The 13,546-nt window shown below is 52.9% G+C and carries 5 protein-coding genes; all 5 read right to left on the bottom strand.

Translation table 11 applies throughout. From position 1 onward, the window contains the following. Window positions 1-48: 48 nt before the first annotated feature. Window positions 49-2,652, bottom strand: coding sequence for a permease prefix domain 2-containing transporter (locus GJJ30_RS23395; protein ID WP_229313370.1), 2,604 nt, complete (start codon window positions 2,650-2,652; stop codon window positions 49-51). Between the two features lie 85 nt (window positions 2,653-2,737). After that, window positions 2,738-5,383, bottom strand: a complete 2,646-nt coding sequence (locus tag GJJ30_RS23390) for an ABC transporter permease (protein WP_229313368.1) — start codon at window positions 5,381-5,383, stop codon at window positions 2,738-2,740. Between the two features lie 77 nt (window positions 5,384-5,460). Further along, window positions 5,461-8,076 carry an ABC transporter permease gene (locus GJJ30_RS23385; protein ID WP_229313366.1) on the bottom strand — a complete coding sequence of 872 codons (2,616 nt, stop codon included), beginning with the start codon at window positions 8,074-8,076 and terminating at the stop codon, window positions 5,461-5,463. A gap of 81 nt (window positions 8,077-8,157) precedes the next feature. After that, entirely contained in the window at window positions 8,158-10,803 is a 2,646-nt protein-coding gene (locus GJJ30_RS23380; protein WP_154177616.1) for an ABC transporter permease, read from the bottom strand. A 78-nt stretch (window positions 10,804-10,881) separates the two neighbouring features. After that, entirely contained in the window at window positions 10,882-13,503 is a 2,622-nt protein-coding gene (locus GJJ30_RS23375; protein ID WP_229313364.1) for an FtsX-like permease family protein, read from the bottom strand. Window positions 13,504-13,546: the final 43 nt, after the last annotated feature.

The following is a 13,546-nucleotide window of genomic DNA, read 5'->3' as shown; positions in this document are numbered from 1 at the left end:
CGTATCGGGATTTTTATCCTCTGCCCTTGCCCCTTTGCCCGTTGCGATTTATTCACTCCGGAGTGACTTCACCGGATTCATCAGCGCGGCTTTGATGGCCTGGTAACCGACGGTCAACAAGGTGATGAGCGTGATGGAAAGTCCGGCGAGGATGAATACGCCCATCCCCAGATCAACGTGAAACGCAAATTCCTGCAGCCAGCGACTCAACACCCAGCCGATGATCGGGAAAGCGATCAGCAGCGCAATAAGCAGCAGTTTCAGGAAATCCATCGATAGCATGACGGCGACGTTGCCGACCGTGGCTCCCACCACTTTCCGGATGCCGATTTCCTTCTGCCGCCGTTGGGCCGTGAAAGCCGCCAGACCGAACAGCCCCAGACAGCAAATCAGAATGGTGAGTCCGGCAAAATACCGCGATAAAACCCCGATCCGGCGTTCGGCGGCATAAAGTGCCCGGTAGTTTTCGTCCAGAAACTGGTAGTCAAAAACCAGTCCCTCATGGTAAGCTTCAAACGTTTTCTGAATGCGTTCAATGGTCTGTTTTTCCGTTCCGGCCTGAACTTTCACCATGATGTTGGGCAGCACCGGATCGGCCTGAAAAAAGCACGGTTTGACGTTTTCGTAGAGCGATTCGAAATTGAAATTTTTCACCACGCCGACGATCTGCCGTTCATGGCCCCAGAACTTGATCGTTTTGCCGATCGGGTCTTTTAAACCCATGCTTTTGATGGCGGCTTCGTTAAAAATGATCTCATTATCCGCATTTTGATTTTTGGAAAAGTGGCGCCCTTCCTTCAGTTCCATCCCGACGGTTTCCATGAAATTGTAGCCCACTTCCAGGTTCGCAAAATCGATGTCCTTGCCCGCTGGCCGGCCCGGCCATTCAACACCGGAAATGGCGCCGTGATCGCCCGTTAAGGTGTGGTAATAACTCGAGGCATTGAGCACACCCGGAAGGGCCTTGATCTCGGCCAGAAACGCTTCGGCGGATTTCAGTTTGAGCGAGTCGTTGTTGAGCGGAATTTCGAAATGGATGATATTGTCGCGGTTATAACCCAGATTTTTGGTCTGGATGTAGTCGATTTGGCGATAAATGACCAGCACGGCGACAATGAACAGAATCGAAACCGCAAACTGAAAAACCACGAGCCCTTTCCGCACCAGGAGCTCACCGACCGACGTTCTGAGTTTGCCTTTCAAAACCGCCGTTGGGTTAAAACCGGAAAGGTATAGGGCCGGGTAACTGCCCGCCATCAATCCGGTTAGCAGCGTTATTCCCAAACCAGATAGCAGCAGCGGGGCGTCAACTCCCAGACTGAGGTTTTTCCCGGTAATGGTATTGAATTGGGGAAGCAGCAAAATCAGGAGAAAAACCGCACCGATCAGCGACAGAAACGCCATCAGAATGGACTCGCCGAGGTATTGAACCACGAGCGAACTCCGAAACGCACCGACCACTTTCTTGATACCGACTTCCTTGATCCGGCCCGAGGCTTTGGCCGTCGAGAGGTTCATGAAATTGATGCAGGCAATGACCAGGATAAAAACCGCAATGATCGAAAAAAGCCGTACGTAGGCAATCCGTCCACCGGTTTGCACGCCGTTTTCAAACTGCCCGTGGAGGTATTTTTCGGAATAGTGGATCGCAAATAGCTGCGTTTTCGTTTTGTCTTTCGTCTGTAAAAAATTCCGGATTTTGGTGTTGAATTGGGCCAGATCGGTGCCTTTCCGCAAAATCAGGAAGGTACTGGGATCGCTGTTTCCCCAGTTTTCCATGCCGGGCCGCCGAACAAAAAAGACGTTGAAACTAAAGAGCATGTCAAACGGCTCGGTTGAATTGGACGGACTATTTTTAAAAATACCGCCCACCCGATACGTTCCGGTAAATTCGGCATTATCCCATTTGACGGCCTTGCCGAGCACGTCTTTCGTGTTGCCAAACAGTTTTACCGCCATTTCCTCGGAGAGGGCAACGGTGTGGTTATCCGCAAAAATGCTGTTCCGATCACCCTGTAAAAAAGGACAGGTAAAGACATTGAAGTAATCTTTGCCCACAAATTGGCCGCCCGCTTTCAGGTGGTTTTCACCGGTCGTGATCACTCCTTTGCTCGCAAACCAGGACGCCGGAACCACCGTCACGGCGTGTTCCACTTCGGGCAGTTCGGCCGCCAGCGCATCCGCCAGCAAACCGGGCGTGTGGCTGATCGTTTTAACGTCGTCTTCGTGGAAGTGATTAGCCATTACCTGAAAAAGCTGGTCGTCTTTTTCGTTGTATTTGTCGATGTGCAGCTCGTCGTTCACCCAGAGGTAAATCAACAGCGTGCAGGCCAAACCGGTCGATAAACCGATCAGATTCAGCAGCGTAAACTGGCGGTCTTTCAGCAGATTCCGCCAGGCAATTTTCAGATGATTGCGAAGCATGAGTGGGTTCGTTAGCGTAGTTGTTGAATAATCAGTTGATTTCCTTTTAATGGCAAACGGTTTTAAGAACCCCAGCACATCCCGCCAGTACCGCCACCGTGCCCTCCGTTCGCCCACCCGCCGAACCTGATACGCAAACTCCTCATGCAGATCTCCCTGCACTTCCTCCAGGCGGTGAGGAGCGCAGAAGAGTTTGAGAAGGCGGTCGGCGAAGCGGGGTGGTTTCATAGTAAAGAGTTATGAGTTAAGAATTATGAGTTAAGAATTATGAGTTGTTTCAGCTTGCGTCAACCAACTCTTCACTCTTAATTCATTATTCCGAGCGCAGCGAGCGAACCGGATTCACTAGCGCGGCTTTGATGCTTTGGTAGCTGACGGTCAGCAGGGCGACGGCCACGGCCAGCAAACCGGCGAGCGCGAAAACCCACCATTCGAGATCGATGCGGTAGGCAAAATCCGCCAGCCACTGGTTCATGGCGTACCAGCCAATTGGCGTGGCAATGACGATGGCGACCACCACCAGCCGCAGAAAATCCCTGGACAGCAGCGCCACAATACTGGCCACGGAAGCGCCCAGTACTTTCCGAACCCCGATTTCTTTGGTCCGCTGGAGCGTCGTGAAAGCCGCCAGGCCAAAAAGGCCCAGGCAGGCAATGAAAACCGCCAAGCCCGCGAAAACGCCGAAGAGCTCCCCGACGCGCTGTTCGGCCTGGTACATTTTGTTAAACCGCTCATTTAGAAACGAATACGAGAATGGCGTATCCGTTTCGGCTTTCCAGCGCTGCTCCAGCGTTTTGAGCAGCGCGGGGACGTTGTCCGTCCGGATGCGCAGGGCCAGTTGATACCAGTCTCCGCCGTAATACATGACCAGCGGGGCAATGTGCTCGTGCATCGACTCAAAGTGAAAATTCTTCGTGACGCCCACCACCGTGTACGTGTGCCGGTCGCCCGGCGAGCCGTCGCCCACAGTGGCAATGCGCTGCCCGATCGGGTTTTTCCAGCCAAACTGCTTAACAGCGGCTTCGTTTACCAAAACCGCAGCGGTATCGCCCGAAAAAGCTTTGGAGAAGTTACGCCCCAGCCCTACCTGAATGCCCAGCGTCGGCAGGTATTGGTCGTCGACCCGGTAGGTTTTCACCCGGAAAGGCGTCGTTTTCGTCGGGGCGTTCACATCCCGAAAACCGTCATAGCCGGAGTTGGATTTCCCGGCGGGCAGGTAACCCGCCAGACTCGCGCTGACGATGGACGACTGCTTGGTTAGCTCATTTCGGAACGCGTTCAGTTTATTGCCCAACACGTAGGTATCGTGGAGAATGAGCACCTGTTCCTTGTCGAAACCGACTTTCTTGTTCTGAATAAACCGCAGTTGCTGATAGACCACCAGCGTTCCGATAATCATGCCGATAGACACCACAAACTGAATGGTTACCAGCGTATTGCGCAGCCAGCCACTTCGCATTCCAGCCTGAATCCGGCCTTTCAGAACGCTGACCGGCCGGAAGGATGCCAGAAAAAAGGCCGGATAACTACCCGCCAGCAAACCCACCAGCAGACAGCCCACCAGCGTGTACGTAATCATCCGGGCATTCAATAAAGTCCCCAGATCGAACTCTTTATTCGCCAGTTGATTGAACGTCGGCAAGGCCATCGCCACCAGTCCACCGGCCACCACCAACGCCAGAAACGTGATCAGCACCGATTCGGACAGAAACTGACGAATCAATTGCTGCTGCACCGAACCCAGCACTTTCCGAATCCCAACCTCCTTGGCCCGGTTTGCCGAACCTGCCGTCGACAGATTCATAAAATTGATGCAGGCCAGCAGCAGGATAAAAACCGCAATGGCCGAGAAAATGTAGACGTATTTGGGATCACTGTTCGCTTCGAGTTCGTTTTCCCGATTGGGGCCGAGATGAATGGCGGTAACGGGCTGGAAATCAAACGCAATCCAGTCGCCTTTTTTCAAATACTCATCGTAGGTCATGCCGAGGAACTCCGGAATTTCCGGCCCCATGTATTTCCGAATGAAGTTGGAGCTTTGGGCCAGCAGTTTCTCTACCGGGTAGTTTTTCTGCAGCAAAACGTACGTGTGTGAACCGCTGGCCAGCCACTTTTCACTCTGTTTCAGCGAGGTGTACGAAGCGAAAAAATCGTAGTGAAAGTGCGTATTGGACGGCACATCCCGGCATACGCCCGTCACCCGGTAAAGCTTGTCCCCCAGCGTCAGGCTTTTGCCCACGGGGTCCTGATGGCCAAAATACTTCCGGGCCGTCGTTTGGGTGAGAACGATGGTATTGGGTTCGTTCAAAACGGTTTTGACGTTGCCTTTCAGCAACGGAATCGAGAACAGCTCGAAGAAATTGGAATCCGCAAACACCACCCGGTCTTCCTTGAACCGTTCCGTACCGTATTTAACCACAAAACTGCCATCCGATTCCAGCCGCGTGGTGGCTTCAACACCCGGATAATCGCGCACCAGCGAAGACCCGGTCAGGGCGGGGGCGTAGGCCATGTCCATTTCCTTGCCGGCAATGCGCACGCTCAACGCCACGCGGAACAGCCGGTCGGCTTTTGTGTTGTAACTGTCGTAACTCAGCTCGTGCTGCACAAACAATACAATGAGCAGGCAGGTGGCCAGCCCAACGGCCAGCCCGGCAATGTTAATGGCCGAAAACGCCTTTTTTCGCCAGAGGTTGCGCCACGCAATTTTGAAATAGTTCTGAATCATAATCGGGTTTACGTAAGTTGTTGAATACGCATCGGTTTTTCGTTTCATCAAAAACCGGGGCTTCAGAAACCCCAGCACTTCCCACCAATAGTACCAGCGGGCCCGCCCTGCGCCCATCTGCCGGACCCGTCCTGCAAACTCCTCGTGCAAATCCCCCAGCACCTCCTCCAGCCGGTCGGGAGCGCAGAAGAATTTCAATAAGCGGGCGGCGTAGCGGGGCGGTTTCATCATTTTTTTAATGAATAATGTACAATGAACAGGCGTTGCCGCCGTCCAGCATTCATTGTTAATTGTTCATTGTTAATTGTTCATTCCGAACGCAGCGACTTCACCGGATTCATCAAAGCTGCTTTAATACTCTGGAAACTGACGGTGAGCAGGGCGATCAAAACTGCCAGCGCACCGGCCAGGGCGAAAATCCACCACTCGATGTCGGTTTTGTAGACAAAGCCCTGCAACCACTGGTTCATGGCCCACCACGCGACGGGCGACGAAATGACGATGGCAATGGCGACCGGTTTCAGGAATTTCTGCGAAAGCAGCCCTACAATACTCACCACCGACGCGCCCAGCACTTTGCGGATGCCAATTTCTTTCGTGCGTTGTTCGGCGGTGAACGTCGCCAGTCCGAACAAACCGAGGCAGGAAATAAAAATAGCCAGGAACGCAAAATAATTGGATAACCGACTGACTACCTGTTCACTCTGGTATTGACGGGCGTATTCCTGATCGGTAAACTGGTACGTGAATGGAAAATCCGGATTCAGTTTTTTGCAAACCGCTTCCAGTTGCGCAAGGGCTTCGGTGGTTTTGCCCGCTTTAATCCGGACCAGTACATTGCCGTCGGGTCGTTTTTCGCGCAGGTAGGCAATGAGCGGGCGGATGGTCGTGTGAAGAGACTGAAAATGGAAGTCTTTCAGTACCCCAACGATGGTTCCTTTTTTATCGCCCCAGGTAATCGTTTGCCCGATCGGATGCTTAAAACCCATCACTTTCAGGGCGGCTTCGTTGATCAGGAAACCGGTGGAGTCGGTTGGAAAAGCGTTCGAGAAGTCCCGGCCATCGACCAGTTTTAAATTCATGGTTTTTACGAAATCGTAGCCAACCCCGACCGGCGTAAACCGGACTTTGTCGTTCGGATCGCTTCCCGCCCAGCTGATTCCCTCCGTTCCGGAGCCGTTCGACGCCGGAGACGCGGTCATGTGCGAGACTTGCCGGACAGTCGGAAGTTGCGACAGCTCCGTTTTCAGTACGTCATAATTCTTCTTCAAATCGCCTTCGACCGGGAAATAAACCAGGTTTTCGCGGTCGTAGCCCAGATTTTTTGTCTGCACATACTCCACTTGCCGGTAAATTATGATCATGCCGACAATCAGAATAATGGACAGCGAAAACTGAAAAACCACCAGCCCCTGCCGAAACCAAGTCGATTGCGTATCCACTTTCCAGCTACCTTTCAGAACCCGAATCGGCTGCATCGACGACAGGAAAAAAGCCGGATAACTGCCCGCCAGCAAACCCGTCAGGAACGTCAACCCGACCAGAACGCCCCAAAACGAAAAACCGTAGATGGGTAATTCAATTTGCTTTCCGGTCAGCGTATTGAAGGACGGCAGCAACAACCCGACGAATAAAACCGCCAGGAAAACGGAGCAGATCGTCAGCAGCATCGCTTCGCCCACAAACTGCCCGATCAAAACCGCCCGCATGGCACCGACCACCTTCCGAACGCCCACTTCTTTGGCCCGTTTGGCCGATCGCGCCGTGGCCAGATTCATAAAATTGATGCAGGCAATCAGCAGGATAAAAACCGCTACGAAGCTGAAAAGCCGGACGTATTCGATCCGCCCGCCGTCCATGTGGGCATCCTTGATGTTGCTGTTGAGGTAATAGTCGTGGAAGGGCTGCATGGCCAGTTCGGTGCGAAACGGTTTTCCTTCATCCCGATTAAACTTGTCCAGCAAGTGCTGTATTTTGGCTTCGACTTTGGCCGGATCGGCCGGTACGCCGTTGCGGTCGGCGCGAAGCATGAAAAACGTGAGCGGGTCCGTACTGCCCCATCCTTTCGCCCAGTCGTTGCCATCGGCCACATAAGCGTCCCAGTTCCGCAGGCAATCAAATTTCAGGGTGCTGTTCGCCGGAACATTTTCAAAAACCGCCGTGACCCGCAAATCCGTGCGGTTGTCGAACCGGATCGGTTTGCCGATGGCGGCTTCGGGGCTTCCGAAAAAGAGTTCGGCCATGCGCCGGGAAATTGCCAGGCCATTGCGATCTTTCAAAGCCGCTTCAGCTGTCCCCTCCAGGAGTTTGTAGCTAAACATTTTAAAGAAATCCGGCCCCACGCTGTTGGTAGCCTGTTTGTGGACTTTCGTGCCCACCGAAAACGTCTGGTCACTGACCCACTCGTAGGGCGTTGCATACTGAATTTCCGGGATCGATTTCGTTAACTCTTCCGCCAGGGGGCCGGGGGTCCAGATAACGCCCTGCACTTTCCCGCTGAAGTATTCACGCATGTAAATCCGGTACAGTTGATCCTTGTTCGCGTGAAAACCGTCCACACTTCGTTCGTCCTGCACCCAGAGCATGATCATCAGGCTACACGCCAGACCCAACGCCAGCCCGAGCATATTCACCGCCGAGAACGTCTTGTTCTTGACGAGGTTTCGAAAAGCAATTTTGAAATAATTCCGAAGCATAATCGGGTTCGTTAAATATGTTGTTGAATACTCAGTTGGCCTTTTTTTCAGCGCCGACGACAGCACAAATCCCAGGACATCCCGCCAATATCGCCACTTGGCCCGCCGTTCGCCCACCCGCAGGAGTTGATACTGAAACTCCTCGTACAAATCCCCCTGAATTTCCTCCAGGTTGTGGGGAGCGCAGAAGAATTGGAGGATGCGATCGGCGAAGCGGGGCGGTTTCATGTTTTTAATAAATGAACAATGAATAATTAACAATGAACAGGCGCTGCCGACGTCCAACATTCATTATTCATTGTTAATTGTTCATTCGGAACGAAGGGATTTCACCGGATTCACCAGCGCGGCTTTGACGGCCTGGTAACTGACCGTCAGCAGCGTAAGCATCAGCGCACCGACGCCCGATACGGCGAAAATCCACCACGCAATGTTGTCTCGATACGTATATTTCTGCAGCCACGCATCCATAAAATACCCGGCCAGCGGTCCAGCGATCAGGCAGGAAATCACCACCAGTACCACAAAATCCTTCGATAATAGCTGCCACAGATTCGCCACCGACGCGCCCAGCACCTTGCGAATGCCAATCTCTTTCGTCCGTTGCTCGGCCACGAACGACGCCAGCCCGAACAGGCCTAGGCAACTGATGAAAATGGCCAAAACCGCAAAGAAAGTTGCCAGTTTACTAACCCGTTCCTCGGCTGCGAATTTGAGCGCATATTCCTGATCGACAAACGTGTACTCAAAGGGAACCAGCGGAACAATTTTGTTGAAAACCGCTTCGACTTTCGGCATCGCATCCCGGATGCTGACCGCCGGATTCAGTTTGATGTTGATAGTACTGACACCACCGTTGTGTCCCTTCAGATAGAAAATGGCAGGTTGAATCGGGTCGTAGGGCGACTGCATAACCATGTCCCGGACAACACCTAAAATAGTATACGTCAGAACCTTACCCGTTCGCGACCACGTCCAGCGGACGGTTTTCCCTACCGGATTTTTCAATCCCATGTCGCGGGCGGCCGATTCGTTGATGACCATGCCGGCGGAATCAGAAGCCAGCTTGCTCGAAAAATCGCGCCCCTGCACAAACTGCCAGCCGACGGTTTTTCCGTGGTTCAGACTCACCGCCAGCGTGCCGAAATTATCTTCGCCCCGCCGGGGATCGCGGCCTTTCCAATCGAAACCGCCATTGCCGGATACCACCTCGGTCATTTTTCCCATCGACTGGGAGATTTCGGCGACCGCCCCCGTATTTTTCAATTCCGTTCGGAGCACCTCGTACTTTCCATCGAAATCATTCGATTTCATCGCCATCGTAATCAGCCCTTCCCGGGTGTAACCCACCGGGCGGTTTTTGGCGAACTGAACCTGCCGGTATACCACGATGGTACTGATGATCAGCGCAATGGAAACCGTAAACTGAACCACCACCAACACCTTGCGGGGAACGGACGCAAACCGCCCCACCCGAAACGTCCCTTTCAGCACTTTGACGGGCTGGAACGACGACAGGTACAAAGCCGGGTAACTACCCGCCAGCAAACCGGTCAGTAACACAAACCCCAGGCTGGCGGCCCAGAACCACGGATTACTCCAGGGCATCGCCATCTGCTTGGCAGCCAGTCTGTTGAACCAGTCCAGCGACAGCGTCACCAAAACCAGCGCCACCAGCAGGGCCAACGTCGTCACCAGAAAGGATTCGCTGAAAAACTGGTTGATCAGTTGGGTGCGTACCGAGCCCACCGCCTTCCGAATGCCGACTTCTTTGGCGCGTTTCTCGGAACGGGCCGTTGAGAGGTTCATGAAGTTGATACAGGCCAGCAGCAGCACAAACGTGCCGATAACGCCCACCATCCAGACCATCCGCAGGGGCTCCGGATCAGGCGTGCCCCGCTTGAATTTGTGCAAATGCCACTGGCTCATCGGAAACAGAAAAACCTGGGGATTGCGGGCCGCATCTTCTTTGAAATCGGCGAGGTTTTTCAGCTCCGCATCCTGGATCCGGGCCGAAACCGCATCAAAACTGTCGCCGGGTTTGATTTCGGCATAAATCCGCAGAAAATGGTTGCTCCAGTCGTGCAGCGACCGCTCTTTGATCCACGGATTCTGGCTCACCCACAACTCAAAAGGAGAGAGAAATTTGATCTCATTGAATTGCGTATTCAGGGGCAAATCCTCGTAAACGCCGGTTACTTTCACATCTATTTTGTTATTGAGCCGCATCGCCCGGTTTGTCGGGTCGGTTTTTCCAAAAAGCGCTTCGGCCGTTGACGCCGAAAGCAGAATGGAATTGGGGTCGTGCAAACCGGCCCGCGAACCGTAAATCATCTTCAGGCTCAACATATCCGGCGCTTCCTCGTCTAGAAACTGGCCTTTTCGGGCTATTTTGTTGTCGCCTGCCGACAGAATGTATTCACTGATCCAGGACCCGTTCACAATGCGCACAAAATCTTTCCGGTAATTGGTCTTGAGTTCGGTCGACAGCGGATACGGCATCGAATTATTCGTCCAGGCATTGCCGTCCTCCGTTTCCTGCGTCATGACCTGCGCAATGCGGTCATAATTCTGGTGGTAGGTATCGAACGACAGTTCGTCCCAGATCCACAGCCCGTTCAGCATAGCCACGGCCATGCCGACGGCCAATCCGCCGATGTTGATGGCCGAAAACCCCTTGTTTTTAGCCAGGTTTCGGAAAGCGATTTTGAAGTAATTTCGGATCATAATCGGGTTCGTTAGATGCGTTGTTGAATACTCAGTTGATCTTCTTTTAAGCGCAAACGACAGCACAAATCCCAGCACATCCCACCAATACCGCCCCCTCGCCCGCCACTCGCTCCCCCGCCGAAGCTGATACGCAAACTCCTCGTGCAAATCCCCCAACACCTCCTCCAGGTGGTCGGGGGAGCAGAAGAATTTGAGAAGATGGTCGGCGAAGCGGGGCGGTTTCATTTTTTTGAATGAACAATTAACAATGAATAATGAACAGGCGCTGCCGATGGCCAACATGCATTGTTAATTGGTCATTGTTCATTCGGAACGAAGTGACTTCACCGGATTCATCAAGGCGGCTTTGATGCTTTGGAAACTGACCGTCACTGCCGCTACGACCACCGTCGCCAGCAGGGCGATTCCGAAAATACCGGGTCCTATATCGATCTTGTAGGTAAAATCCTGCAACCAGTGCGTCATCACCCACCACGCCACCGGCGTTGCGACCGCGAAAGCCACGATAATCAGCCGGGCGAACTCCTTGCCAAACAGCCACAGAATATTGCTGATGCTGGCTCCCAGCACCTTCCGAACGCCAATTTCTTTCGTTTTTTGAGCGGCCATGAACAACACCAGCCCGTAGAGGCCCAGACAACCGATCACCACCGCGATTCCGGCGAAGAAATTGACCAGTTTGGCCATCGTTTGTTCCTGGCTATAGTTTTCCTGCAATTGCTCATCGACAAATTGCGCGGTGAAATAACTGTCCGGATACACCTGACTATACTCTTTTTCCAGTTGGTGGATGACCCGCTCAAAATTGCCGTTGTGTAATTGCAGGCTCGCGATAAAATAATTAGTCGCCCGGGTGGTCATGAAAAGCGGCCCAATTCCATTTCTCAGATCGCGCTCATTGAAGTCTTTCACCACGCCCACGATTTCCAGCTTTCTCGACGAATGCAGGATTTTGCCCACCACCTGGGCCGGGTCACTAATGCCCAGTTGCCTGACAAAGGTTTCATTAACCAACGCTTCGCGGGACGTATCGGCGGGCTGAAGGTTACGCCCGGCCACCAGTTTCAACCCATATAAATCGACATAAGCCGCATCGACGTGCTTTTGCTGGGGTGTAAATTTTTCCGGTTCGGGCCGGTTGTCAAATTTGATGATGGTTTGGCTGATCCAACCCGTTTGGGGTGGGCCGCTCATGGAATAACTCAACTTTTCCACCTCAGGAATCGCCATGACCCGGTGACGAAAATTCTCCATTTTGCCGATATCCTGTTTGGGTAAAAGCGGCAATCGAACCGTCAGAATGGCGTTTTGCCTAAAACCGAGATCTTTCGTCTGAATGTATTGCAACTGATTGGCCACCACGATCATACCAACAATCAGCATCTGCGAAATGGCAAACTGGGCAACGACCAGACTCCGGCGGACTGAAAAACCGCCAACCTGCCGACTGGTGATTCGCCCGGCGAGTGCCAGGGCCGGTTTGAAGCCCGTCAATACCAGCGCCGGATAAAAACCGGACAGGAAAATCACCCCGGCCACCATTAGTACCAACCAGCCAATAACGGAGGGGTCAAAATAGAACGTAAACCGGAAGGCGCCGTGTAAATACTCCTGAACCAGTTGTTGGCCAAGCTGAAAAAGCAGGAGTGCAATGCCCGTGGACGTGAGAGTCAGTAAGGCGGTTTCGCCGATGAATTGCCAGAATAACTGGCCCCGGGTGCTGCCCAGCACTTTCCGGACGCCCACTTCCCGGGAGCGATTCAGCGCCTGCGCCGTGGCCAGATTGACAAAGTTGATGCTGGCGGTAATGAGCAGAAAAATACCGATGGCAAACAACGACCAGATCAACCCCTGATTAACTCCACCGGTATCGGTTGAGAAGTGAATATCACGCAGGGGCTGCATCGGAAATCGGGTATCCTTAACGCCGTGCGGCTTGTATTTCTTTACGAAGGCCGGCATCTGCCGATTCCAGTCGGCCTGGGTAAAATGGTTATTCAGGCTCACAAAGCACTGCGTACCACTGTCAATATTGTCAAAATCTTCGTTCAGCGGGTGGCCACGAAATTCCGGCAGACTGGCCCAGGACGCCATGATGGTATAGGCAAAGTCGGTGTTATCCCGATAGTCTTTAAACACCCCGACAATTCGGGCGTTCAGGGTTGCGTTGATTTTGATGAGTTTCCCGATTACCTGCGTCGAACCAAAATATTTCGTGGCATTTTCAGCACTGACCACCACCGTATTGGGTTGCGTGAGTTCCGTCGGGCCGCCCGCCAGCCATTCGTAATCGAAGATTTTGAAATATGAAGGCTGCACGAACGCCCCCATTCGGTGAGCATCCTTGAATTTCCGGTCGGGTCCGCTGGCTGCGGGAATCGCCACGATCGGGTCATAGTATAGATCGACCATCGCCAGATTTTCGATGTCCGGATGGTCGTTCTTCAGGGCTTTTCCCAGTTGATAAGGGACACCGGTTATGCTAAAATTGCCTTCAGGCGTCACAAACTGGGTCGTTACCCGGTAAATACTTTCATATTTCAGATGGTGTTTATCAATGGCATAATGGTAACGAACGAGCGCAAAAATCAACAGCGCAGCGCCAATCCCCAGGGCCAGTCCCGTGACGTTAATTAAGGCGTAAGTCCGGTTTTTAACCAGATTCCTAGAGGCAATTTTGAAGTAATTTCGAATCATCATCGGGTTCGTTAGATGCGTTGTTGAATACTCAGTTGATCTTCTTTTAAGCGCAAACGATAGCACAAATCCCAGCACATCCCACCAATACCGCCCCCTCGCCCGCCACTCGCTCCCCCGCCGAAGCTGATACGCAAACTCCTCGTGCAAATCCCCTAACACCTCCTCCAGGTGGTCGGGGGAGCAGAAGCGTTTGAGAAGATGGTCGGCGAAGCGGGGCGGTTTCATTTTTTTGAATGAACAATTAACAATGAATAATGAACAGGCGCTG

Source organism: Larkinella terrae (genome assembly GCF_009668025.1).
Lineage (GTDB): Bacteria > Bacteroidota > Bacteroidia > Cytophagales > Spirosomataceae > Larkinella > Larkinella terrae.
Note: the sequence above shows the minus strand (reverse complement) of the source record. Positions and strands in the feature narration are given on the sequence as shown.